26 protein-coding genes are annotated in these 26145 nt (G+C 37.3%); 5 read left to right on the top strand and 21 right to left on the bottom strand.

Going from position 1 to position 26145, the window contains the following annotated elements; translation table 11 throughout:
* Positions 1-4: 4 nt before the first annotated feature.
* From F0365_RS08210 to mraZ, 11 genes are read right to left on the bottom strand one after another with little or no spacing between them, the layout of a single operon-like run.
* Positions 5-721 (bottom strand): cell division protein FtsQ/DivIB, encoded by a 717-nt coding sequence (locus F0365_RS08210; RefSeq protein ID WP_240961954.1) that lies wholly within the window; start codon positions 719-721, stop codon positions 5-7.
* Complete coding sequence (gene murC, locus F0365_RS08205; RefSeq protein ID WP_169933251.1) at positions 714-2075, bottom strand: UDP-N-acetylmuramate--L-alanine ligase; 1362 nt, start codon at positions 2073-2075, stop codon at positions 714-716. Before murC ends, F0365_RS08210 begins: the two co-directional genes overlap by 8 nt.
* On the bottom strand, positions 2072-3157 hold the full coding sequence (gene murG / locus F0365_RS08200) for an undecaprenyldiphospho-muramoylpentapeptide beta-N-acetylglucosaminyltransferase (protein ID WP_169933250.1): 1086 nt from the start codon (positions 3155-3157) through the stop codon (positions 2072-2074). Before murG ends, murC begins: the two co-directional genes overlap by 4 nt.
* Positions 3144-4346, bottom strand: a complete 1203-nt coding sequence (locus F0365_RS08195; RefSeq protein ID WP_169933249.1) for an FtsW/RodA/SpoVE family cell cycle protein — start codon at positions 4344-4346, stop codon at positions 3144-3146. The genes murG and F0365_RS08195 overlap by 14 nt, the downstream gene beginning before the upstream one ends.
* Position 4347: 1 nt before the next feature.
* Complete coding sequence (gene murD / locus F0365_RS08190) at positions 4348-5709, bottom strand: UDP-N-acetylmuramoyl-L-alanine--D-glutamate ligase (protein WP_169933248.1); 1362 nt, start codon at positions 5707-5709, stop codon at positions 4348-4350.
* Positions 5709-6941 (bottom strand): phospho-N-acetylmuramoyl-pentapeptide-transferase, encoded by a 1233-nt coding sequence (gene mraY / locus F0365_RS08185; protein ID WP_169933247.1) that lies wholly within the window; start codon positions 6939-6941, stop codon positions 5709-5711. Before mraY ends, murD begins: the two co-directional genes overlap by 1 nt.
* 1 nt (position 6942) lies before the next feature.
* A complete protein-coding gene (locus F0365_RS08180; RefSeq protein ID WP_169933246.1) occupies positions 6943-8409 on the bottom strand; it encodes a UDP-N-acetylmuramoyl-L-alanyl-D-glutamate--2,6-diaminopimelate ligase in 1467 nt (488 codons plus the stop codon).
* Positions 8406-10397 carry a penicillin-binding protein gene (locus F0365_RS08175; RefSeq protein WP_169933245.1) on the bottom strand — a complete coding sequence of 664 codons (1992 nt, stop codon included), beginning with the start codon at positions 10395-10397 and terminating at the stop codon, positions 8406-8408. Before F0365_RS08175 ends, F0365_RS08180 begins: the two co-directional genes overlap by 4 nt.
* Positions 10384-10713 (bottom strand): FtsL-like putative cell division protein, encoded by a 330-nt coding sequence (locus F0365_RS08170; RefSeq protein ID WP_169933244.1) that lies wholly within the window; start codon positions 10711-10713, stop codon positions 10384-10386. Before F0365_RS08170 ends, F0365_RS08175 begins: the two co-directional genes overlap by 14 nt.
* Positions 10714-11631, bottom strand: coding sequence for a 16S rRNA (cytosine(1402)-N(4))-methyltransferase RsmH (rsmH, locus tag F0365_RS08165; RefSeq protein WP_169933243.1), 918 nt, complete (start codon positions 11629-11631; stop codon positions 10714-10716). It lies immediately after the preceding gene.
* A complete protein-coding gene (gene mraZ / locus F0365_RS08160) occupies positions 11606-12073 on the bottom strand; it encodes a division/cell wall cluster transcriptional repressor MraZ (RefSeq protein WP_169934805.1) in 468 nt (155 codons plus the stop codon). The genes rsmH and mraZ overlap by 26 nt, the downstream gene beginning before the upstream one ends.
* Before the next feature lie 294 nt (positions 12074-12367).
* On the opposite strand from mraZ, the gene F0365_RS08155 reads away from it, so the two are divergent.
* Entirely contained in the window at positions 12368-13132 is a 765-nt protein-coding gene (locus F0365_RS08155; protein ID WP_169933242.1) for an alpha/beta fold hydrolase, read from the top strand.
* Positions 13133-14023: 891 nt separating this feature from the next.
* Positions 14024-14626, top strand: coding sequence for a ribosome biogenesis GTP-binding protein YihA/YsxC (yihA, locus tag F0365_RS08150; RefSeq protein WP_169933241.1), 603 nt, complete (start codon positions 14024-14026; stop codon positions 14624-14626).
* Positions 14627-14889: 263 nt separating this feature from the next.
* Here yihA and F0365_RS08145 read toward each other — a convergent pair whose 3' ends face one another.
* The 3 genes from F0365_RS08145 to gldB all read right to left on the bottom strand — a co-directional run bounded on the left by F0365_RS08145 (position 14890) and on the right by gldB (position 16586).
* Positions 14890-15141, bottom strand: a complete 252-nt coding sequence (locus F0365_RS08145) for a DUF3820 family protein (protein WP_169933240.1) — start codon at positions 15139-15141, stop codon at positions 14890-14892.
* A gap of 126 nt (positions 15142-15267) precedes the next feature.
* On the bottom strand, positions 15268-15615 hold the full coding sequence (gene gldC, locus F0365_RS08140) for a gliding motility protein GldC (protein WP_169933239.1): 348 nt from the start codon (positions 15613-15615) through the stop codon (positions 15268-15270).
* Positions 15615-16586: a gliding motility lipoprotein GldB gene (gene gldB / locus F0365_RS08135; RefSeq protein ID WP_206071316.1), complete on the bottom strand. Its 972-nt coding sequence runs from the start codon at positions 16584-16586 to the stop codon at positions 15615-15617. Before gldB ends, gldC begins: the two co-directional genes overlap by 1 nt.
* Before the next feature lie 60 nt (positions 16587-16646).
* Here gldB and nadE point away from each other — a divergent pair, with 60 nt between their 5' ends.
* Positions 16647-17435 carry an NAD(+) synthase gene (gene nadE, locus F0365_RS08130; protein ID WP_169933237.1) on the top strand — a complete coding sequence of 263 codons (789 nt, stop codon included), beginning with the start codon at positions 16647-16649 and terminating at the stop codon, positions 17433-17435.
* 102 nt (positions 17436-17537) lie between these two features.
* Positions 17538-18161, top strand: a complete 624-nt coding sequence (locus F0365_RS08125) for a response regulator (protein WP_169933236.1) — start codon at positions 17538-17540, stop codon at positions 18159-18161.
* Here F0365_RS08125 and dnaG read toward each other — a convergent pair.
* The 7 genes from dnaG to F0365_RS08090 form a co-directional block, all read right to left on the bottom strand.
* The gene (gene dnaG, locus F0365_RS08120) at positions 18154-20145 is read right to left on the bottom strand and encodes a DNA primase (protein ID WP_169933235.1); all 1992 of its coding nucleotides are present in this window, start codon (positions 20143-20145) and stop codon (positions 18154-18156) included. The two genes, F0365_RS08125 and dnaG, sit on opposite strands and share 8 nt — an antisense overlap.
* 137 nt (positions 20146-20282) lie before the next feature.
* Positions 20283-20777, bottom strand: a complete 495-nt coding sequence (locus F0365_RS08115; RefSeq protein WP_169933234.1) for an outer membrane beta-barrel protein — start codon at positions 20775-20777, stop codon at positions 20283-20285.
* 20 nt (positions 20778-20797) lie between these two features.
* The gene (locus tag F0365_RS08110; RefSeq protein ID WP_169933233.1) at positions 20798-21460 is read right to left on the bottom strand and encodes a hypothetical protein; all 663 of its coding nucleotides are present in this window, start codon (positions 21458-21460) and stop codon (positions 20798-20800) included.
* Between the two features lie 412 nt (positions 21461-21872).
* On the bottom strand, positions 21873-22820 hold the full coding sequence (locus F0365_RS08105) for an OmpA family protein (RefSeq protein WP_206071315.1): 948 nt from the start codon (positions 22818-22820) through the stop codon (positions 21873-21875).
* Positions 22821-22851: 31 nt separating this feature from the next.
* Positions 22852-23754 (bottom strand): IS1595 family transposase, encoded by a 903-nt coding sequence (locus tag F0365_RS08100; RefSeq protein WP_169931964.1) that lies wholly within the window; start codon positions 23752-23754, stop codon positions 22852-22854.
* Positions 23755-23856: 102 nt separating this feature from the next.
* Positions 23857-24054: a hypothetical protein gene (locus F0365_RS08095; protein ID WP_169933231.1), complete on the bottom strand. Its 198-nt coding sequence runs from the start codon at positions 24052-24054 to the stop codon at positions 23857-23859.
* A 182-nt stretch (positions 24055-24236) separates the two neighbouring features.
* Complete coding sequence (locus F0365_RS08090; protein WP_169933230.1) at positions 24237-24425, bottom strand: hypothetical protein; 189 nt, start codon at positions 24423-24425, stop codon at positions 24237-24239.
* A gap of 370 nt (positions 24426-24795) precedes the next feature.
* Here F0365_RS08090 and F0365_RS08085 point away from each other — a divergent pair, with 370 nt between their 5' ends.
* The gene (locus F0365_RS08085) at positions 24796-26100 is read left to right on the top strand and encodes a M20 family metallopeptidase (protein WP_169933229.1); all 1305 of its coding nucleotides are present in this window, start codon (positions 24796-24798) and stop codon (positions 26098-26100) included.
* Positions 26101-26145: the final 45 nt, after the last annotated feature.

Genomic DNA, 26145 nt, shown 5'->3' with positions numbered 1-26145 from the left:
TTTCCTACTTTTTTATTACTACTACTTGATTATCAAATCGCAAGTCTATTGATTTGATCTCGCTCAATCCCTTATCCTTCTGCATCTTTGCAAGAAAGGCTTTGTAATTCACCATTTTATGATCTAGCTTTTCTACTTTTCCTAACTTCACTTTAAAATCAAAAGCTCTTACCGATAGCGTCACCTCGTCTCTTTTATCAAATGCTACTTGTGTAAAAGATGCTTTTAACAACTCATCACTTTTGATAAAATTGATCAACTCAAAGGTTTTATCCTGTACGTTCTTTTTATAACCGTACACCAACGGAACATTTACTGTATGTTCTTTTGATAATGGCATGATCAAATTATCCTGATCGAGATAAGCATTCGTTTTTCCCATGATCCTTGCAATAGGCTTTCTGGGTTGCACAACAGCTTTAAGCAATCCATCAATAGAAACAGAAACCTCTGCGTCTCTGATCATTGCGTTTTGAACAAGTCGCCATTCGCTCTTATTCAAATCTAGATTTTCTATGATCAGGTTCTTTACAGTATCGTTATTTTGTATCAACAATTTATTAACGTTTTTTTCAGAAATCAACGGATCGCTATAGTCTGTAAACGTGATACTTATGTCTTTTAATTTTCTGTTCTTATATCTGCTTGATGCAAAAGCGTAAAGACTAATTACCAATAAGATAACCAGCACCAACCTTAAGATATTCTTTAGTTTATGCATCGCCCCATTTTTTAGTGAGTTGATCTATTTCTACGCCTATATCTCCAGCACCTAACATCAAGACAACTCGTGTGTCCATTTCCTCGATAAATTCTTCGAGATCTTCCTTCTTTACTACCCTAACCATCTCTGGTGCATTTTCTAACGAATTTATTTTTTGACACAACAGTTCTGAATGGATTCCATCTATAGGAAGTTCTCTTGCTGGGTAGATATCTAACAAGCCCACTTTGTCAAACTGACTTAAAGCTTGCGCAAAATCGTCCATAAAATCACGCGTCCTAGAGAATAGATGCGGTTGAAACACGACTATTTTTTTCTCTTCTGGATACATTTCTGAAACGGCCTGAAAAACCGCATTTATTTCTGTAGGGTGATGTGCGTAGTCGTCTATCAATACTCGTTTATCGTTATCGATGCGATAGGTAAACCTGCGCTCTACTCCTGGAAAAGAGGCTAAAGCCAATCGAATTTTTTGAGCATCTGCTCCATATTCTAAAGCTACGGCCATAGCCAGTAGTGCATTACTCAAATTGTGCTTGCCTGGTAGCTTTAAAAAGCATTTTTCTAGAACCCCTTGAGGGGTTTTGAAATCAAAATGATATGCACCGTCAATGATCACTTCATTAAGCGCTTGGTAAGATCCAGAATCAAGTCCTACTTGGAGTCCTTTTAGATCTAATTTTTCATTGATCAACAAGGTTTTACCTTCGAGCAAAGCCGCAAAATCATGAAACGTTTTTTCAAAAGTCGCTGCATCTCCATAAATATCCAAATGATCTGCATCCATAGCAGTAATTCCAGCGATATCTGGATCTAATTGCATGAAGGAACGGTCAAATTCGTCTGCTTCAACGACCATTACATCTGTTCCAGAACAAATATAATTAGTGTGGTATTCTTCTAAAATCCCACCTAAAAAGGCCGTTACTTTGACATCGCTTTTGAAAAGTAAATGAGCCAGTATAGCACTTGTGGTTGTTTTTCCATGGGTTCCAGCAATGGCTAGACAGGTCATTGTTCTAGAAATCTGACCTAGAAGTTGTGCGCGTTTGATGGTGGTAACCCCGCTTTCGCGAAAGCGGACTAATTCTCCAAAACCCGCTGGTACTGCCGGCGTGTAAATAACTTGTGCCGTTGGTGAGTTTTTGAATGCCTCTGGAATCATTTCAAAATTATCTGAATAATGAATCGCAATTCCCTCTGCTTCTAGTTTTTTAGTCAAGGAAGTAGCGACACGATCGTAACCGGCTACTTTTTTTCCTTGTTCATTTAGGTAACGAGCCAGCGCACTCATACCAATTCCCCCTATCCCGATGAAATAAAAATGTGATATGTGTTCTAACTCTTTCATTTGAGTAATTGCTCTAATTCGTTAACAATAGATTTTGTAGCGTCTGGAAGCGCTTGCTTTTTTATGTTTTCAGAAAGTTTTTTCTGTAATTCTAGATCTGCATACAAGCCTTTCCAAAGTGTCGTGAAATTCTGATTCAGATCTTCTTCTTTAATCATCAATGCAGCCTCTTTATCGGTTATGGCTTGTGCATTTTTAGTCTGATGATCTTCTGCCACATGTGGTGACGGAATAAAAATCACTGGTTTCCCGACTATACAAAGCTCTGAAATTGATCCGGCTCCAGCACGCGAGATGATAAAATCTGCTGCGGCATATGCGAGATCCATTCTGTTTAAAAAAGCGTGAACTTGAACGCTTTCTTGATTTTTAGTTTTGTACTCCTCATAATAGAATTTACCGCATTGCCAAATGATTTGCACCTCTTCTTTCCATACGCCCAATTGACTTTCTATCAATTGATTGATTCTTCTTGCTCCAAGACTTCCCCCCAGCACCAATAAGGTTTTTTTATGAGCATCTAATTGGAAATGAGCTATGGCCTCTTCTCTTAAATGAGAACTATCGAGCAGGTCCTGACGTACTGGATTACCTGTCAAAACGAGTTTCTCTTTAGGGAAAAACCGCTCGAGGCCTTTACTTGCTACACAGATTTTATGGACTCTTTTACTCAATAATTTATTAGTGATTCCTGGATAGGAATTTTGTTCTTGTATTAAAGTAGGGACTCTCATTTTATGAGCCATAAAAAGAAGTGGTCCACTGGCAAATCCTCCAGTACCTATAGCAATATCTGGTTGAAATTTTTCTATGATCTTACGTGCATCATAAAGACTTTTTATCACTTTAAACGGAAAAGCCAGATTTCTAAGAGAAAGACTTCTTTGAAAACCACTGATCCATAGCCCTTTAATTTCATAACCTGCAGCAGGCACTTTTTCCATCTCCATGCGATCCTTTGCTCCTACAAATAGTATTTCACAGTCTGCCCATCTTCTCTTGCATTCATTTGCAATAGAAATCGCCGGGTAGATATGTCCACCTGTTCCTCCACCTGATATGATTATTTTATATGGCTTCACTGAGTACATCTAAAGGATTCATTTCATCTTCTTTTACTTTTTCTTGAGCAATAGTCTCTTCTCGTTTTGCACTTACACTCAACACGATTCCTATGGCCATACAAGTCATTAATATAGAAGTACCACCACTACTTACTAAGGGCAAGGTCTGTCCAGTAACGGGAATCAAATTAACTGCTACTGCCATATTTGTCAATGCCTGAAAAACAATAGGAAAACCCACTCCTATGACCAGTAACTGTCCAAAAATAGAGCTGGCTTTTGTAGAAATGATGATCAATCTAAATAAAAAGAACAGGTACAAGGCGAGTATAAATAGACCTCCTATGATTCCAAATTCTTCTAGAATAATCGCATAAATAAAATCACTTGCCGATTGCGGCAATACATGTTTTGTCGCACTTTTTCCTGGACCTACTCCAGCAATGTAACCGTTTGCGATAGCTGTTTTGGCACGTTCTACTTGATAGGTGGAATCTGCATCTCCTTCCCCTCCAAATGTGGCAATACGAGATACCCAAGTATCCACACGGTTGGGAAAGACTCCTGGAAAAGCTTTTGCTGTAAGAATAAATAAACTCAACGCTACAAAGCCTATTCCTATGATACCTAGTAAATATTTAATAGGATAGCCCCCCACAAAACAAGTCATTAATATCATAGTGAAAATAAGTAATGCCGTAGATAAGTTAAAAGGTGCAATAAGCACTAATATGATTCCTACTGGCACCCATAATGGTAAAATAGACTGTTTAAAAGTGACCACTTTATCTTTTATAGCCGCCAAGTATTTTGCTACGTATGCCATCAATACAACAAAAGCAAAGGTGCTGGTTTGAAACTTCATTCCTATTACAGGAACGGTCATCCACCTGCTCGCACTGGCACCACCCATAACGGTACCTTGCATTGCCGTGTAAATGAGTAACAGAATGACTACTGGAAGCAGTAAAACGCTCAACCCTCTAAAATATCGGTAAGGGATCTTGTGTACCGAATACAAAAGCCCCAGTCCTATAACTACATGTCCAAAGTGCTTTACCAAATACTTTGTGGTATTACCTGTTCCCTTTCCTATATAGGCAAGATTTGCACTTGCGCTGTACACAGGAAGGAAGGAGAACACCAGTAAAATAATTACCAGTGCCCATAAAAAGGAATCTCCAGATATGTAGCTTCTAATTTTCAATTTATAATCCTCTTACTGCGTTTTTAAATTGGCGTCCTCGATCTTCATAGTTTTTAAAAAGATCAAAACTGGCACATGCGGGACTTAACAGTACTGTGTCGCCTGCATGAGCTAGCTTATACGCCACTCTTACGGCATCTTCCATGTTACTGGTTTCTACCATTTGCTCTACACAATTACCAAAAGCCTCTACGATCTTAGAGTTATCTTCTCCGAGACATACTATAGCTTTAACCTTGCGATTTACCAGACTGTATAAATCGGAGTAATCATTTCCTTTATCCACACCACCAACAATCCATACTGTAGGTTGCTCCATACTGTCCAACGCATAATAAGTTGCGTTTACATTAGTAGCTTTTGAATCGTTGATGTATTGGACTTTATTAATTTTTAATACATTTTCTAAACGGTGTTCTACTCCTTCAAAAGAAGTAAGACTTTGTCTGATGGTCTCTTTTCTTATCTGTAGAAGTTTTGAAGCGGTAGATGCAGCCATTGCATTTGCTGTGTTGTGCTTTCCTTTAATTGATAATTGCTCTGTAGGCATAGTAAATAATGAGTTATGGGTGTTAATATGAATCTGATTGTTATGTAAATAAGCTCCTGTTTCTAGTTTCCTTTCCATAGAAAAAGGAATGAGCTGTGCTTTTATATCTAGTTGTTCTATCGAGTCGGTAATTGCTTTATCGTCGGCATTATAAATGAGGTAATCGTTCTCATCTTGATTCATCGAGATACGCATTTTACTGGCTACGTAATTCTCAAATTTATAATCGTATCGGTCCAAGTGATCTGGAGTGATGTTAAGGATAATGGCAATATGCGGTTTAAAAGTGCTGATACCATCCAGTTGAAAACTGCTTACTTCTAACAATCTGTTTGCCGAATTACCTTCAAAGACTTGTTGTGCAAAACTCTTCCCTATGTTACCGCCAGTGGTGTGATCGAGCTGGGCCACGTTAAGAATGTGATCTAGTAAACTGGTTACCGTTGTTTTTCCGTTAGCGCCTGTTATCGCAATAATGGTTTCGTCAGTGAAACGAGCGGCAAATTCTATTTCTGATAGCACCTCAATTCCTTTGGCTTTAATCGCTACGATTAGTGCTGTGTTATCTGGAATACCTGGGCTTTTTACTACTATAGAAGCGTCGAGAATTTTCTCCATCGTATGACCTCCTGATTCATAGGAAATAGCTTGCTCTTGTAAAGCTTTCGCGAAAGCGGAACTTAAAACCCCTCCATCACTTAAAAAAACATCATAGCCTTTTTGAGCACCTAATACAGCTGCGCCCATGCCGCTAATCCCTCCACCGAGGACGACAAGACGTTTATTACTGTTATGTGGCTGCGACGCACTCATTAACGCACTTTTAGGGTTACAATACTGATAATAGCGAGCAATATTCCTACAATCCAAAACCTTACAACGATCTTGCTTTCATGAATACCTCGTTTTTGATAATGATGATGTAATGGAGACATGAGAAAAATCCTTCTCCCTTCACCATCTTTCTTTTTAGTGTATTTGAACCAACTTACCTGCATCACTACAGAAAGGTTTTCCATTAAGAAAATACCGCAAAGAATAGGGATCAATAATTCTTTTCTAGTCGCAATGGCCAGCACGGCGATGATACCTCCAATGGTAAGACTTCCTGTATCACCCATAAAAACTTGGGCTGGAAAGGTATTGTACCATAGAAAACCAACTAGTGCTCCAGCAAAAGCGGTGACAAAAACCACCATTTCGCCAGAGTTAGGTATATACATGACATTGAGGTAATTTGAGAAAATGATATTCCCAGAAATCCAAGCAAACAATGCCAGAGTAATGACGACGATAACACTAGTTCCCGCGGCCAGTCCATCAATTCCATCAGTGAGGTTTGCTCCGTTAGAAACAGCTGTTACGATAATAATTACGATAGGTATAAATACCAACCACGCCCAATTTGCAAGACTGGGATCGATCCAGTCGATCAAGCTTGCATAGTCCAACTCATTATTTTTTACAAAGGGGATCGTTGTTTTGGTAGACTTTTCTGCAGGTCCAAATTCTACAGGAATGTTTTGAGAAACGAGCTCTTGTTTATTTGTAGGATTTACAATTTTTTCTTTAATCGTTATACCGTCGTGAAAGAACATTATAGAACCTATAATAGCTCCTAAACCCACCTGGCCTATCACCTTAAAAACCCCTTTTAAACCACCTTTATCTTTTTTGAAAATCTTGATATAATCGTCTGTAAAACCTATCAATCCCATCCAGATGGTGGTGATGATCAACATAACTACGTAAATATTATCTATCTGACATAAAAGAAATGCTGGAATCAAAGTGGCCAAAATGATGATGATTCCACCCATTGTTGGCGTACCAGCTTTTTGCGCTTGCCCTTCCAAACCTAAATCGCGTACGGTTTCTCCTACTTGCTGTTTTTGTAAAAAGTTGATGATGCGTTTACCATAAATAGTAGAAAAGCCTAGCGAAAGAACAAATGCAATAGCCGCTCTAAAGGTGATAAACCCAAAAAGCGATGCGCCCGGCATATTAAATTCTTCTTCTAGATATTTAAATAAATAGTATAACATCTTATTTGTTGAGTTGGTTAAGAAACTCTGCGATTAATTTTCGATCATCAAAATCTGACCGCACACCGTGAATCTCCTGATAGGTTTCATGACCCTTACCTGCGATAAGGATGATATCATTTTTGTTTGCCATTTTTGCAGCTGCTTTTATGGCTTGCTTGCGATTTAAAATGGTAATGGTTTTCTTAAAGTCTTGTGGCTGTACACCAGCTTCCATATCGTCCAGAATCTTCTGAGGATCTTCCGTACGCGGATTATCGCTAGTAAAAATGACTTGATCACTCAGAGCTGCCGCTATATGAGCCATTTTGGGCCTTTTGGTAACATCGCGATCTCCTCCACAGCCTACAACGGTGATCACCTTTTCATTTCTGGTACGAATGGAGTTGATCGTTTCCAACACGTTTTTAAGTGCGTCTGGAGTATGTGCATAATCCACTATAGCGGTAATTCTATCTTCTACTGTAGTAAAGTATTGAAACCTTCCAGAGACTCCTTCTAACTGAGAAATCACCTCAAGCACCTCTATATCTTCTAATCCTAATTCTATCGCACAAGCATAAATAGCTAAAACATTGTAAGCATTAAACTGCCCAACCATCTTAGACCATACTTCATGCTCGTTGATTTTCAACAACAAACCACCAAATTGGTTTTCAATAATCTGTGCTCGGTAATCGGTATAGGTTTTTAAGGCATAACCTAATTTTCTAGCCTTGGTATTTTGAAGCATCAAAGCTCCATTTTTATCGTCCAGATTAGTTAATGCAAAAGCCTTTTTAGGCAACTCATCAAAGAATCTTTTCTTGACATCCCTGTATTCAGCAAAGCTGTTGTGGTAGTCGAGATGGTCATGAGAAAGATTCGTAAAAATCCCACCAGCAAATTCTAACCCAGCAACTCGTTCTTGTGCTATTCCATGACTACTCACCTCCATAAAACAATAATCCACTCCTACAGCAACCATATCTGTCAGATGTTTATTGATCGTTAGTGGGTCTGGCGTGGTATGCTTGGTAGGAACCACTTTCTCATCGATCAAAATCTCTACGGTAGAAATCAATCCAGTTTTAAAACCTGATTTTTTAAATAATTGGTATAATAAAGAAGTAGTGGTGGTTTTACCGTTAGTACCAGTAACACCCACTAATTTTAAGTGTCTTGAAGGGTTTTGATAAAAGTTTGCCGCTACTAATGCCAGTGCATTGTGAGCATTTTCTACTTTTATATAGGTGACCTGCTCCTCTTGGTAATCAGGAAGCTCTTCCAGAATAATCGCTTTTGCTCCTAACGAAACTGCTTTTTCAATGTACTCATGACCATCAACGGTTGTTCCTTTAAGTGCAACAAAAACATCTCCTTTTTTGATCGCTCTAGAATCAAATTGGATTTCATTGATCTGTACATCTGTAGTACCTATGACTACGTCCAGACTTACCTTATACAATATGTCTTTAAGAATCATCATAATAATGTGAGTGTTACTTTATCTGTAGAAGCGAGTTTTGTTCCTTGTTTTAAACTTTGAGAGCTTACTTTTCCAGAGCCTCTAAGAACTACTTTAGCCCCTAGGTTTTCAACTATTGCGATGGCATCCATAGCTTCCATACCTATTAAATTGGGCATTTTATTAGCAGTTGTTTCCGCTTGTTGATGCATGGTCTTTAAGTAGTTGTCATTTGATTTTACGATCTGTACAGGGATAGATTTTTGCAGTTCTACCTCATCTAATAATGGGTTATTAGCATAGATCTTTTGAGCAATTGTTTTAAAAACTGGTCCTGCTACAATGTTACCGTAGTATCCTTTTTTAGTGTTTGGCTTGTGTATGACTACGATACAACTGTACTTGGGCTTATCTGCTGGGAAGTATCCGGCAAAAGAAGCTATATAATTTCCTGGGCTTTTCCAATACTCTGCCTGACAGGTTCCTGTTTTACCCGCCATAGAGAAGTTTTTATTGTAAAGATTATCTGCTGTTCCTCTTTTAACCACATTCTCCATCATCACCTTTACTTTATCGATGGTACTCTGAGAACAGATAGCAGGATTGATAATCACTCTGTCAAATTGTTCTATCAATCGCTCCTTTGACCTTACTTCTCTAATAAGTCTAGGCTTTACCATCACACCATTGTTAGCTACCGCATTATAAAAAGTTAAGGTTTGAAGCGCTGTCAATTGCACCCCATAGCCAAATCCCATCCACGGCAAAGAAAGACCGCTCCAGTTTTCATCGTCTGGATGCGGAATCATAGGAACACCTTCTCCTTTAATAGGAAGGTCTAATTTTTCGTTTAGATTCATACTGTACAATCGATTCACATAATCATCTGGATGTGATTTATAATTGTTTTGAATCATTTGTACCAATGCCGTATTTGAAGAAACCTCAAAGGCTTTTGCAACACTTATTTTTCCGTAACCACCGTATTTAGAATCCCGCACATTACGACCGTAATAGGATATTTTCCCACCTTGAGTATCAAAAACGGTACTGGTATCGACTACTTTATCTTCTAATGCGGCAATGACACTCATCAACTTAAAGGTAGAACCTGGCTCATGAGATTCCCAAACAGCATAGTTTCTCTTTTCATAATACTTACCACTTTCTGCTCTACCCAAATTAGAAAGCGCTTTTATTTCTCCAGTTGCCACTTCCATAACCACCGCAGTACCATGGTCTGCTTCAAAATACTCCAACTGTTCTAATAAAGCGTGATGAGCAACATCTTGCATGTTGACATCTATGGTTGTGTACACATCATAACCATCATTTGGGTCAATTTGATTCTCACTTGAGATAGGCTTCCATTGATTCTTCCCTATTTTCTGTTCTAAACGCACTCCATCACTACCTCTTAAATAAGGAGCAAAAGCACCTTCTAAACCTACAGGCGCACTGCCATTGCGATCATAGCCTACAATACGCTCAGCCATTTTTCCCAACGGATGCTCCCGAACGATCCTTTTTTCTATAATAAGGCCGCCACGATAAGGACCTTTTTCAAATAAAGGGAACTCTCTTATTTCTTTGTAGTCTCCATAATTGAGGTTTTTTGCGATCAGCATATAGCGGTTGCGATTGCTGTGTGCCTTTCTCAATTTTTGAAGGTAATAATCTTTAGACGTATTAAATTTCTTTGATAATGCTTCTGCTAGAGCGGCTATGTTATCATTAAAGTCTTGGTTAGATGGTGCCAAAGCATCAAAACGTATATCATATTTACTGATAGAAGTCGCCAGCAACTGACCGTTAGCATCGTATAAATTCCCTCTTGTTGAAGGGATGGTGTCGTTTCTAAAAATGCGTTGTTCAGCTTTTGCTCTGTAGGCATCACCGTCCACAAATTGAATGTTGATGATTTGCACGACAACCAATAGCGCAACAATAACAAACGCTGCACCTACCAAGTACATTTTATTTAATATGTTTTTACTAGTTGTTGCCATCTTTGGTCTTTAAGATTATGATCTTCTGCGGCGGATTTTGAGCCGGAGCAATTCCTTTCTTTTTAATTTTTACCGTTACGGTAGATTCCATTTGCATGAACATCAACTTTCTTTCTAAATCGGTATACTCGCTATGCAACTCTGTCACATGCTCATTAAGAGCCGCCAGTTTGTGCACCTTTCTCTCGTAACTATGACCTGTGTAAATCATGACTATGGCTAGAAAAGCAGCAAACAGGATAAAGCGCCAGTTTTTAAAAGCATCATCATTAGTTAAAAAACTACCTTTTAGTATGTCATAGATTTTGGCAGCCATTTATTCTCTTTCTATTTTCTCTGCAATACGCAGCTTAGCACTTCTAGCGCGGTTATTTTCCTTGATTTCTTCTCTGGAAGGAATGATCATTTTACCTATTTTTTTAAAAGGCACACTGGACCTACCGAAAACATCTTTCTCAGGCTCTCCCTCAAAGAGTCCATTTCGCATAAACCTCTTTACCGGTCGATCTTCTAAAGAATGGTAAGAAATCACACTCAGCCTTCCGCCTACTTTTAAAATATCTTCTGACTGTCTTAAAAAATCGTACAGCACTTCCATTTCTTTATTCACTTCAATACGTATGGCTTGAAATACTTGAGCCAGCAGCTTATGCTCTATACGTTCTGGAACTAAAGGAGCACAAATCTCCTTAAGGTCTGCAACGGTAGTAATTTCAGACTCTTGTCTTGCAGCTGTAATGCGTTGTGCTAGCTTAAGCGCTATACGCAATTCCCCATAGGACTTAAAAATTCTAATAAGATCTTCTTCACTGTATTGATTCAATACGATGACCGCATCTAAGACTTGATCTTGATTCATACGCATATCTAATCGCGCATCAAACCTGGTAGAAAACCCTCTTGCTGCCTCATCAAATTGATGGGAGCTCACCCCTAAATCTGCTAAAATCCCGTTTACTTTTTTAATGCCATAAAGTCTTAAAAAGCGCTTCATGTAACCAAAATTCTGAGGGATCAACATAAAGCGATCATCTTCAATCGTGTTCTTAAGTGCATCTATATCTTGATCAAAAGCATAAAGCTTTCCTTCAGGACCTAATCGGGCAAGGATCTCACGAGAGTGTCCACCACCGCCAAAAGTTACGTCCACGTATACGCCAGACGGATCAATATTCAATCCGTCTACGGTTTCTTTTAAAAGAACCGGATTATGGTAAGAGATCGGTTGTGTCATTTGCCATTACTTCTTCAGCGAGATCAGCAAAGTCATCTAGCGAGTTATCAATAGCCGCTTCATACCTTTCCTTATCCCAGATTTCTAATATATTTACCGCACTTGAAACGGTAACTTCTTTTGTAATTCCTGCAATGGTTATGAGGTCTTTGGGAATGAGCAGTCGCCCATTTGCATCCACCTCAACAGTTTTAACTCCAGCGGTAAAACGACGTATAAAATCATTGTGCTTTCTATTGAAACGATTCAAACCGTTCAATTTTTCCATCATCTTATTCCACTCCACTAGTGGATACAACTCTAGGCAAGGCTGAAAAACAGCCCTTTTGATTACAAAACCTTCTTGCATGACAGGTGTCAACTGCTTCTTTAAAGCGGCTGGCATCATGAATCGCCCTTTGGCGTCGGTTTTACACTCGTATGTTCCTATAAAGTTGATCACTGGAAATAGCTGTTTTGCGCTATCTAAATCAAAAATAGGGAAATTAATACCACTTTTTACCACAATTTCCCACTTTGTTGATAAATGCAGCTGTTTCTGAATAACTCCCCTAGTTATTAACAATTATAAGATGTTGTATGAAATCTTAAGATTTGTGGTCGTTCCGCTTTCGCGAAAGCGGAATAAAAATTAGAGGAATAGTTTTCAAAGAAACCTTTGCTTTACAAATAGCTAGTAGAAAACATTGTTTTTCCTATACGCAAAACCATTATATTTGCCACTTACAATTGCCATATGACGCACGATCTTATCAAAGACGGTAAATTTGAATATTATATTACTGGAGAGGGTACCCCTATCATCATATTACATGGTTTGATGGGAGGGCTCAGTAATTTCCAAGGTGTAATCGATTATTTTCCTCCTAAAGGTTATCAAATAGTCGTGCCTATTTTGCCCTTATACTCTACGCCATTGATCAAAACTAGCGTTGGGACCTTTGCAAAGCACATCAATGCGTTTATAGATCATATGGGTTGGGATGAAGTGATTTTGTTAGGTAATTCTCTGGGCGGACATATAGGCCTACTGACTACAAAGATGTTTCCTGAAAAGATAAAAGCGCTGATCATCACCGGTAGTTCTGGGCTTTATGAAAGTGCTATGGGAGACAGCTATCCCAAAAAAGGAAATTATGAATACATCAAAGCAAAAAGTGAAGATGTCTTTTATGATCCGGCTGTAGCTACTAAAGAAATCGTGGATGAAGTTTTTGCAACGGTAAATGACCGTAATAAATTGCTTAAAACACTCGCCATTGCAAAGAGTGCTATACGCCACAATATGTCAAAGGATCTTCCTTATATGACAACACCCATTTGCATTATCTGGGGAAGACAAGATGGGGTTACACCGCCTAAAGTCGCTGTAGAGTTTCATGAAAAACTACCCAACAGTGACCTTTATTGGGTGGACAAATGTGGCCACGCTGCCATGATGGAACATCCAGATCAATTCAACGATATTTTAAACAGCTGGTTGGAGAAACGTGGACTGTGAGACGAGGTTCCATGTTCCATACTATTTGCAAAAACGTTGAGATTAAAAATTATTTGAATAACAATATCTGGACATTAATCAACTGATCTTTATCGCTAACTTATTGGTTTATAGGAATTTTAAAAAACATCTGGACCTTTTGAAGCTAAACAGATGGGAACTGATTAGGATTCATCAACAACTTACAGATAAGCATCTGGAAGAGATACCTGTTCTGATTTCTAGTTCCTATTCTACTCCAGCCTTCTATATGGAATCACACCAAAATCCTACATTTGATATTCTTTTTTTAGCTTAAAAACCTTTGAAGTTGCCGATTTGAAACTTAAATCTATATCTAAACTTAAAAGTCAAGAAGTACTCAACACGTTTTTTCAATCTGTTGTTCTCGCTTAAAACCTTTGGGGTTGCCTTGACAGCTGCTCTATAATTTTATACTTTTTCTTCAGGCAAAACTGCACCGATTGGTCCAACCGGTTGGGTAAAATCATCTTTATTCTCTTGAATATTTTAAACTTCCTCATCCCTCATCTCTCAACCCAAATCCCTCAAGCCTCATTACTCATCCCACATACCTCAACCCAAATTCCACATCCCTCATTCCTCATTCCTACTCCCACATACCTCAACCCAAATTCCACATTCCACATTCCACATTCCACATTCCACATTCCTCATTCCTCATTCCTCATTCCTCAACCTGAATTCCACATCCCTTCATCCCTCATTCCTCACTCCTCATTCCTCAACCCAAATTCCACATCCCTTCATCACTCATTCCTCACTCCTCATTCCTCATTCCTCCAATATCACTTACTACTTCATCAACAACTCCTGCTTAAAAATGTCCCTGAAAGGGTTTACTATTCTCCTTAACTGTATCTTTGTCATATGAATATTACGAGCGCAGAATTTATTATATCTAATCAAGACGTATCCAAATGTCCCAATTCTGGTATTCCAGAATATGCCTTTATAGGCAGGTCTAACGTAGGTAAGTCTTCATTAATCAACATGTTAGTGAATCAAAAAAGTCTTGCCAAAACTTCTGGAAGACCCGGTAAAACGCAGTTGATCAATCACTTTTTGATCAATAAATCATGGCATCTGGTCGATTTACCAGGTTATGGTTATGCACGAGTTTCCAAATCTAGTAAAGCTAAATTTCAAAAATTTATAACGAAGTATTTTGAGAAACGCGAGCAGTTGGTATCGGGATTTGTGTTAGTAGACGTAAGACATGATCCACAACCTATAGATGTAGAATTTATGGAATGGCTAGGCGAGAGTGAAATTCCTTTTAGCATCATTTTTACCAAAGCAGATAAATTAAAACCCAAAGCATTAGAACGCAATGTGGATGCTTACAAAAAGTATTTACTGGAAGGAATATGGGAAGAAATGCCTCCTTATTTTATCACCAGTGCTTCTAACAATCAAGGTAAAGAGGAGTTGTTGAGCTATATAGGTGGTATTAATGAGACGATTAATTAAAGTTCAGAGTTCAGAATTCAGAGTTCAGAGTTCAGAGTTCAGAGTTCAGAGTTCAGAGTTCAGTAAGGTTAAAAAAAAACATAGACATTAAAAACTTTTTGGACAGCCACTTATTACCAGTAACTATCAATTTAAGGTTTTATCGCATTCCCACGATGGGAATATAATTTAGAGTCTGCACAAAGATGATGCAGCTATGGAACAGAACGTCTTAAACATGGAGCCCTTATTTATTCCATCATCTTGATTTTTGAATAACCCTATTAAAAAACCGGTCTGTCATTAACGGTGTTCCTGCGTATTTCTCTTAGAATATCTTCTATCCCGTTGACTTTCATATCGTAAACACTGGTCATATAATTACCCAATTTACCCGTAGGAAAACCTTGCCTTCTGAACCAGATGTAATACGACTCTGGCAATTCACTTAAAAACTTTCCTTTATGAGTCCCGAAAGGCATTTTATACCATGCCATCTCTATGAGTAGGTTGTGATCAAAAAGTGGTTCTTCCATAAGACCTGTTTATGTACTCTAATTCAATGTTCCATAAGATTTAAAAAAACAATAAACGTTTTACTGTAATTGATGTTTTCCAACCTCTATGCTATATAAAGCTCTAAGCTCAAGACTCCCTTAAACCTACTCCCCTTCTTCCTTAAGATTCAGCTTCTCTGCAAAATAATCACAGAAATCGATCATGGTATCCCGCATCTTGTCATCATTAGTTGCACGATGATAAGTATCTGCCATAGAAACTAGAGTTTGATGAAAGAAAACACGCATCTCGTCTACGGGCATATCTTTGGTCCACAAATCAATTCTAAAGGACTCTTTCTCCTCGCTGTTCCACATAGAAACCATCATCGCTTTTGCCTCTGCAGCGTCCACGCCACCGTCTGGAGCACTCCACCTGATGTGTTCTGGAACACGGTTTTCATCAAGTTCAATTCCTATTTTAATCGTAGATCTATTTTTTTTATCTGACATTACTGTAAAGGTTTGTATTTGGAACGTTTAAAAATTTCTTCTGCATTTAAGTCGATCATAGTTTGTAGATCCACTTCATTATTTTCCATGAATGACTTGACCATTCGGTATCCTATATAGCGACCTACTCCACCAGGAGTTTGCTGATCTACTTCTAAATAAAACTTTGAAAAAGGCGCTGGAAGTATGAATCTGGAAAGCAACTTAGAGTCTGTGTCGTACAGCAACTCATTATCTATAAAATAACGCCACATTTGGGACTCATTTTCTACGGTAAATGCATATTTCTCTGGAGAATAATAAAACAACTGATCGCCTGTAGCCTTAGGGGCAAAAAGCTCTTGCACATAATGCAGCTTTCCATGGTAAATCATATTATCTAATAAGGCACGCTCCATAGAAGGCGTTACAAAAAGTCTCGCATAAGCCAGAGCGACATCTGCCGGCAACTGCTCTCTATTTAAATTCTCCCGCTGGTATTTATTGATTCCTACATACAATTCGTGATCCTTACCTAGATACGTATCTATAGAAATGATCAATTGGCTCGATGTAGGAATCACTTTCTGACGGTAATTCACATCTGAGAGAACTGTTACCACTGGCGTCGCATCAAATTCCGGAAAATAATAAATAACATGTCTCATGACATCTTCCATCTCGCGCTCCATCTCCTGATAATTAAAATCGGCATTCTTTACCGCATTTTCTAATGCGTTATGAATGGTATCTTTTCCTGTTAATTTTAAAATCCACAGGCTGTCTGGAACTCTAGGCGGAAAAAAGAGAGGGAATTCTTTTTTTAAACGGGGCAAGTCTGCTGCATTTGCATTAGCAAACTCTTTATGGAAGGTGACCAAATCAACATCCACTTGTATGTTAGCGATCTCCTCTTCGACTTTATGAGTAGGAGTGCATGAGGTAAACGCTTTCGCGAAAGCGAGAATAATAAAAAACCTAGATAAATTCATCTTCATACTCTTATAACTCCCTATATTTTTATTTATTTTTAGGCTTGCAAAAATACGATTATGAAAGTAGAAAAGGTAACAGATCACATAGTAAAATGGCTGAAAGATTATGCCTCCAAAGCTGGGGTTAAAGGCTATGTAGTAGGAGTAAGTGGTGGTGTTGACAGTGCCGTTACCTCTACTCTATGCGCTATGACTGGCCTAGAGGTACTGTGTGTAGAAATGCCTATTCACCAGCATCAGGATCATGTTACTAGAGCTCAAGAACATATGATACAGTTAAAAAACCGATTTGACAATGTAGACGATGTGAGAAGTGATCTCACAACGGTGTTTAATATTTTTAAAGATCAGATGCCTAGTGTTACCAGCAACCCTCAAATCGAGCTTAGCCTAGGAAACACCAGAGCAAGGTTAAGAATGACTACTCTGTATTATCACGGTGGCGTTCATGGATTACTTGTTGCTGGAACTGGTAATAAAGTAGAAGATTTTGGCGTTGGCTTTTATACCAAATACGGTGACGGTGGCGTGGATGTAAGCCCTATTGCTGATTTATTAAAAAGCGAAGTTTACGCAGTAGGAAAACACTTAAAGGTACCTGAAAGCATTCTAAAAGCGGCTCCAAGTGATGGACTGTATGGTGCTGAAAGAACAGATGAAGACCAAATAGGCGCTAGTTATGATGAATTAGAACGAGCGATGCATCAAGCAAACAAAAACATTCCTGTGGAGACTTTAAGTGCTAGAGAGCAAGAAGTCTTCCACATATACTTATCTTATAACAGAAAGAATCAACACAAGATGAATCCAATTCCGGTCTGCGTCATCCCAAAAGATTTACTGTAATAGCAGTATGTAATGAACTGTTTTGTAAGGCAATACGTACGTATAATATTGTAGGCATAAGTTATAAACAGTCTATATTTGTTTATTTACTATTTATAACCCATGAATATCTTAATAGCAGATCATCATCCCGTTTTCAGAAGAGGACTTAGAAGTATGATGAAAGATCATAAGGAATTTAGTTTTAAAGCAAAGGTGGATGACGCTAATGACCTCATAGCAAGCATAGCATTCCACCATCCAGATGTTTTAATTCTAGAAGTAGACTTGCCTAATTCTAGCGGCATAGGCACTCTAAGAGAACTGAGATCACATTTCCCAGATTTAAAAGTTCTTGTAGTAAGTTATCATCCAGAAGAAATCTACGCTATAAGCGCTGTAAAAGCAGGAGCTAACGGCTATATTTCAAAAACACGTTCTATAAAAGAGGTTAGAAAATCACTTTTAAGCATAGCTAGGGGAGAGAGCTATCTCTCTGAGGAAATGAAATCCCAAATAGACAATAAAAACAATAAGGACATTCTTAAATTCAAAAAATTATCTACTCGCGAGATTGAAGTTTTGAACTTACTATCTAAAGGCCGTCGCAACAAAGAAATTGCTAAAGCCCTTTCTATCCATGAAAAAACGGTAAGCACTTATAAGACTAGGTTGCTTAAAAAATTAAAGGTTGATAATATCGCTGATTTGATACACCAGTCCCGTTTGCTTCAAATTGCTAGTTGAACCTACTCCAACCACCTGAAGGAATTACTGTTCTATTTTTTACATCAATTTTTCTACGTAAAATATTGTAGTTATTGATTTGTTCCAAAGCGCCAATATTCTCAACTTCAGGACTATTTTTTGCTATAACCTTATTAATTTTATCTACTATATCAAAAAGCAAAAGTTGTCTTAAGTGATATAAAACTTGACTTGTATACTCAGAGATTGTTTGGTCTTTTTGAATGGGAAAAATCTTATGTCGTTCCCAATCATGTAAATGATATTTATCATCAGACATAGCAATATCAGCTATCGTATTTGCATATTCCCCTTCAAAAGCTGATAAGATGAGTTGCGTATCAATTTCTTGCTCCAGTAGCAACACATCAATGATCCTGGTGTATATAATTTGAAAATCTGGATTGGCAAATTTGATTTCATCAGCCTGTAAATCCATATAGATTTTTTCATACACCCGATGTTTGGTTTTTACCGTTTCATATTCTAGCTCGACACCGCTATCATCTTGAATGTATTCATCTTCAAATAACTCATCTTTACCTCCATACATTAGTAAAATTGTAATGATTGAACGTTCTAAAAGGGCTCTTCTATCTACTTTGACCGTTGCTTCAGCAGCTTCTACTTTAGTTAAGGGTTGCTGTGCTTTTTCCCTACTGTCTTTTTTCTTTTGTTCATTAAGGCTGGCATTGCGCACTTGCGCCAGGGTTGAGAACAACACATCTTCCCCTATATCAAGAATGGCAGCACTTTCTCTTACGTAGATTTCTCTGGAGATATCATCGGGTATCTTTGCGATACTATTTACAATATCTCTTATCATCCCTGCCTTTTTGATAGGATCGCCTGCGGCTTCTTTTTTAAGGAGGTTGGATTTAAAAGAAATAAAGTCTTGAGCGTTATTTGTTAAAAAATCTATGATCTCAGACTCTGTATGGGATTTTGCAAAAGAATCTGGATCTTCTCCATCTGGAAAAGTACAAACACGTACATTCATTCCTGCTTCCAGAATAAGATCTGTTCCTCTTATAGCAGCACGCATTCCTGCAGCATCTCCATCGTAAAGCACCGTAATATTTGTAGTCAACCGCTGGATTAAACGTATTTGCTGACTGGTTAGGGCTGTTCCAGAACTAGACACTACATTCTTTACTCCAGCCTGGTGCAACTGAATCACATCTGTATAGCCTTCTACAATATAACAAAGATCTTCTTTAGCAATAGATTGCTTTGCCTCATAGATCCCATATAGTACATTAGATTTATCGTAGATCTCACTTTGAGGTGAGTTAAGGTATTTAGCAGCTTTCTTTTCATTACTCAATATTCTACCACCAAAACCAAGAACTCTTCCAGAATGGCTGCGTATAGGAAACATCACACGCCCTTTAAATCGGTCAAATTGCTTGTTTTCTTTTACGATCGAAACACCTGTTTTATCCAGAAATTCTAATTGGTATCCCGCCTTGATAGCTGCATCTGTAAAAGCGCTCCATTGATCTGGGTTGTAACCTAACTGGAAGTACTCCATCGTTTCATCTGTAAACCCACGCTCTTTGAAGTAGCTGTACCCTATTGCTTTTCCTTCGGCTGTTTTCAGTTGGCTTTGAAACCATTCTGCTGCATACTTAGAAACGAGAAACATGGATTCTTTTTCGTCTTGAGCTTGTTTTTGCTCGTCTGACTGTTCGGTTTCTTCTACTTCTATATTGTATTTTTTGGCCAGCCACTTGATCGCTTCTGGAAACGTAAAATGCTCGTGTTCCATAATAAAGGTCACTGCATTTCCACCTTTTCCAGAACTGAAGTCTTTCCAGATTTGTTTTACCGGTGACACCATAAAACTAGGGGAACGTTCTTCCGTAAAAGGACTTAATCCTTTAAAGTTAGCACCTGATTTCTTTAACTGTACAAAATCACCAATCACCTCTTCTACACGAGCGGCGTCAAATACGGCATCTACAGTTGTTCTTGAAATCATGGGGTTTTGTTAGGAGATGTAAAACTACGTGTTTTTCAACAAAATTTTGTTGTGCGGTAAAGGAAGCCTTATAAAAAAAGAAAAGCAGACTCGTAAGTCTGCTTTGTGAATATATATATATTGTTTTTACGATTACCTTAAAACTGATATCTAAGACCTAATGCGATATCTAAATCTAAACCATCGTTATTAAAATTTGAATCTCCAAAACCGAGTTCTGGTCTAAAGTCTAATGAAATTAACAAAGGAATACTAAAATTGTATTCAATTCCTATATCACCTGCGATAAATACAAAAGTATCTTTATTATCATTGTCATTATTATCATCCTTAAAATCATAGGATCCTACTCCTCCTCCAAGACCAAGATACCAATTGAAACGATTTTCTATAGGCATAACCCATTGGTATAGACCAGTAAGTTTAAAACCGTCATAATTCTTACCATCTCTCCACCCCAAGTCCAGTTCTAATCGATTGCTACTACTCAAACGTGCCTGATAGGATATTTCTCCTCCAAAACCATCGTTATCTCCCAATCTTAGGCCTAAAGCATTTTTAGAAATTTCTTGAGCATTCACTGTAAAACCTACTGCTATTACTAATAGGAAGGTAATTAATATATTTTTCATTTGGATTATTTATGAATTGATTATTGTTTTGCTTTTGCGTTTTCTTCTGATTTTGCTCCCATTCTGTTGAAGGTGTACATAGGTGCAAATCTCAGTTTTAAACCTGCGATTTTATTATTATCTGAACTTGTTAAACCTTCATTTTCCACTGTGTTTTTTCTGGTGTCAATAGCCTCGTACAATAATTTGATTTCATCCCAATCTTCTCTTGAATAGCTATCTCTATTTTCCTGAGCAGTATCTACAAAGTTTTGATATACGCTTAATATATTGTCTTTGTTTATCCATTCAAACTTCATGTCATCATTGATATGATCATTACCTATAAGAGACGCTTTCAAATTGTTTTCTAAAGCGAGTTTATTTTGATAATCTCTTTCCAACATAATATCTTTTTTATAGGATTCAAATTGTGAGATTGATTCGTCTATATCATTTTTTAAGGATTCCGTTTCTTTAAGCTCCCCTAAACTTTCACTGGCGGTAAATCTATACGTAGTATGTTCTTTTTCAATTTTCTCCCAATTGGTACTGGCATTAGCAGGGTCTAAATTGCTGATGGAATCTACGTAGGTAGAATAGTCTTCTACGTTTTCTGTTGCTATTTGTCTTTTACCATCATTACAGGATGTAAGAAGTAAACCCAAAACGCAGGATGCGATTGTAAATTTTATTGTTTTCATGTTATTTGCTTTGTTAGTGTTTGATATATTCTTTTACCGTTTTTCAATCTCAGTAAAAAAGTGTTTGAGCCTATCTCGTAAAACTGTTCTGGGCTATTTATACTTTAAAAAAAGGCTGCTACCCTAAAAGAATGATATAGATAAAGGTGATTCTTTAATCCTGCATTGCTGTTATACAATTACAGCAGGATATTACATAAATCACAGATTTTAATAAGGCATATGACCTGTTGACATCTATTAGAAATATTGTGGTAATTATTTATTTAAGTACCAATAACAAAGATGTCTGGACTCCTAAAATCATGGTTATTCTTAACGTTTAAGATATTATCTGTAAAAAAGGGTAGCTTTTAAAACGCTACCCTTTTAAACAACTTTTATAAATATTATAATGGATTCACCAAATACCTTACATCTTGCTAGGTATAATATCAATGATCACAGTTCTGTTGTAAGCTCTTTGTTCTGGCAGTTTGTTTCCAAAAGGAGCTGAATTTTCATTTTCACCCAAACCGTCTACTTCAAATAGGACTCCAGCCGTGCCCAATTTACTCACACTGTTTTTCAAAGTGGTTTGCACATCTTTAGCTCTTTTTAAAGATAATGCTTGATTATACACTTGCTCACCAATAACATCAGTGTGCCCGTGAATAATCACTTTTGCATTAGCAGGAATTTTAGGTGCTACCACTTCTGAAAGGTATTTGTTATACATTTGGATAGCTGTGGCATCATCAAATTCATAAATAATACTGAATCTCATTCCCTCTTCAATTTTAGCAGGTGTCCAGGCTACAATGTGCACATTAGATTCTTTAGTCACGACCTCTCCGGCACTGCTTGTACCTATCATTTTCATTTGATAATCTCCTTCAGGTTTTGTTCCTAAAATCGTTTTGCCAGGAATACTAACTTCTTCTTCCGTATAAGGTCCGAAATTTTGTACAGTTCCATTTTTATCTGTCACTTCCATTTTCCATGTTCTAAATGCTTCATCTTCTCTGTCAACTTTAAAAGTAACATAACTAGAGATAGGCGCATCTTGAGCTCCTGAAATTTGCACTGGTTTCAAGGGTGCACTTGGGCCGTTCTGGTATTCCATTAATAAGACTGGAGAATTGCTCTCTACAGAAACTCTGCGATCTCCTTCACGAAGAAGCTTTAACTCACTTTTGTTCCCTCTTTCTTCTTCCGAAACTTTTGGCTTATTTCTTCCTTCAATGGCAATTCTAGTTGCATTGATGGAGAAAACATCTACTAAATATGTTTGAACAGATGCAGCCATTAGTTTTCCTTCTGCAGGTCCATTTTCTGAAGATCCAACCAAAGTGATGGTTGAGGCAGGATTTTGATCCATACGTTTACCAAGAATATTTAAAATATTTGAGTTACACACTTAGCATCTGTTTTATATCTTTATGATAAATTGGTTTAGCTATTACCATTCTTTCTATTGTTTTATGGAATATGCTCTGTTTGGATTGAGATCGATTAATTCTAAAACAGAATTCGTCAAAGTAGCTTTGCACATGCCATTTACTAACATGGGTAGGTATTGCTCTCAACCAAGATTTTAACTGCATAATTACAACATGTAGTTCTTTAAAATTACTTCCGTTATTACTTAGCTTCTGCTCTATATCATAATTCTTTTTAAGTGGAGCATAACCTCTCCATTTATCGGTAACTATTTTTGCAGAGGGATCTATATGTTCTTCAAATATTGGAGTTAGTGATTTAGCTGAGTAATCATCTATAGACTTCACATAAACTCTTTTGATTTTATGTTCGGCGCTCAGTTCTACCGCTATCACTGCTTTTTTCTTTTTTGAATCGTAACTTCTACCTTGCTTGCCTTGTTCTTTTCCCCCTACGGTAAATTCATCTACATGAACTATTTCGGTTAGAGGATATTTTTGACTGCTTTTCATTGACTTTCTAACTTTCTGCATGAAATACCAAGCGGTACCTTGACGGATATCAAATCGCTTTCCCATTTGAACACTGGAAACACTCTTGGTACTAGTACTCATTTCAAACACAACGCAGAATGCCTTTTGCAAACCAAATTTAACCTTATGAAACAAGGTGTTTGCAGTGGCGCTTTCAACGTGATTGCAACTGTAACAGTGATATCTATAACCAGATTTTTCACAGCCCTTAGTGTGACCACATTTTGTACATGTAAAACCATCCTGCCATTTTATTTTTGCTAAATATGCTTTACAAGTATCATCATCTGGCAGTTCTTTCACAAAACTCAGTATATTTTGACCTTTAAATACTTCCATAACCCGTGTTATTAATGATAACAAGATACGGAAACTATATGACTAACTCAATAATTATTTATCAGTCAGAGGTTCCAAATAACTTGAACCTTTTAAGTACATTTACTGAGGCAGTTTTACAAAACCATTTAATATTTTTTCACAGTCTTTTATATAACCCTCTAATAAAGATTGTGAGGTATAAGTTATAAATTGAACGGTACCACTAGAGTTAGAATAATAGTAACCGTAATACGTGAATTTAATGCCTTGTAAAGTAACGTTTAATCGCAAGAACAGCACCTTTTGACCGTTCACCATTCTGTATTTTCTTGAATTACCTTTAAATCTGGCGCCACTTCTCTTCCATTTAGTATAGCCATCCCTTTCAGATTTTCCATCGGTATTTCTAATCTTTCAGCGATGAGCATGCCGTATAAATCTTCTCCTTTTAACTGAAATTCATACTCGGCTTGTGCATTATCCGTCGCTTTTTGGAAACTCTACTCTTTAGGATCTAGCCTTACTCCTATAGCTACTTTGGCACTTTTAAGGAGAAAGGTAGCGGCATGCTCTTTAGAAAACTTTTCCATACTGTAATTCACCGAAGTTTCCACGTCATCTTTTTCTTGATTTACATATTTCCGTGTACCATTATGATACAAAACCACTTCTTCAGCTATCTCCGTCACTGCTGACTTTTGTGTTTATATTAAAAATAAAGTTGCCAATGCGAGTACTAATGTTGTGCTTTTCATAAAGAGAATTTAATTTAAGCTTAATAAATTGGTGTGGAAGAAAACCAAAAAAACTGTCGATCCCCTGAAACCTTTTACTTTAGCTTACTATAAGGTTGATGGGTATGAGCTAGAGTGCATACAGTACCTGCCAAAGGGATAAAAGTATGGAAAATTGAGTTTTAGAAGCTCTACCGTCATTCTTGTGAACCTTTTATAAGTATATCAACTACTAACTTTGGGGAGCAAGTAAAAGCTGTAGTATATCCTGAAGCTAATAATGATATTAATACTATATTAGTAAAGGTATAAACAGTTTTACTTAATGAAAACTATCAGAATTCAAATGAAAACCAACATTCAACTCGTAACGATTGGCCTTTTATTAAGTCTGGTAATTTCTTGTAAACCGAATGTGAAAAACACGAATCGACAAGAGGTAGAAAAATACACTGACGAAATTTTTGACCCTTTAATTCGTGTCAGAAGGGACTTACATAGCCACCCTGAATTATCAGGAGAAGAAAAAAGAACTTCTAAAATCGTTGCCGATTATTTGAGAGAATTAGGCTTGGAAGTAAGGACAGATATAGCAGGGAATAGCGTGATCGGAATTTTAAAAGGCGGTAAAAAAGGTAAAAAAATAGCTTGGCGAGCAGATATGGACGCTATTAGAATGGAGGCTACGGACACCGTGAACTTGAATTCAAAAAATAAAGGAATTGCACATATGTGCGGTCATGATGTTCACACCACTATAGGTTTGGGTATAGCTAAGGTTTTATCACATCAAAAAGAAAAGTTAGAAGGAAGCGTTTATTTTATTTTTCAAGCCTCCGAAGAAACATTTACAGGAGCCAAAGATTTGATTGAGAATGGTCTTTTTGATATTATCGAACCTGAGGAAATTTACGGACTTCATATAGGTCCAGCTAAAAAAGGGACCGTCAGCACTAAACCGAAAGAATTATTTGCGTACCAGAAAACAATTCAAATTAAATTAAACAATGACAGTGGTAAAGAAGAAGAAATAAAAAGGTTTTTGACTAGCCTATTACAAGGATTTGTGCGCAATGCTCCGAATAGTTCACCTTGGTCTTTGAACCATCTTACCGATCCAGAAATGGGTTTAGAAAATGAGAAAACCATTTATAAAGACTACTTTATTTTACAAAATACTGAAGTTAAAAACACAGCTGACCTTGTTCTCTTTAAGGCTGATCTCCTTGAAACGAATAAGGATCATATCGATAGCATTCTCACTCGCATTCAAAACAAAATTTTCCATTCAAAATGGAAAGATTCCTTCATTTCAATAGAATTTACAGCAGGCAATCCAACAGTTTACAACGACCCAGAATTGACGAAAGTTGCATTGCAAACTATTGAAAGTTCCTATGACAAAAAGCTTATCCAACCAATTTATGGACAAATACCCTATTTTAATGAAGACTTCATATACTATCAACAAAAAGTACCAGGCGTCCTGTTTCTTTTAGGAGGTTCAAATATGGAAAAAGGCCTCTTTTCAATGCCTCATTCGCCTGAATTTGATGTTGATGAAGAAACTATAAAATTTGGCGTCACCTGTTTTTCCTCTTTGATTTTAAAAAGGGCTAATAGCCAATAATACGAATCACAGAGCCGTGTAAAAACAGTGTCTAATTCAAATAAT

The organism is Nonlabens sp. Ci31 (genome assembly GCF_012974865.1).
In the GTDB taxonomy this organism is placed as follows: Bacteria; Bacteroidota; Bacteroidia; order Flavobacteriales; family Flavobacteriaceae; genus Nonlabens.
Note: the sequence above shows the minus strand (reverse complement) of the source record. Positions and strands in the feature narration are given on the sequence as shown.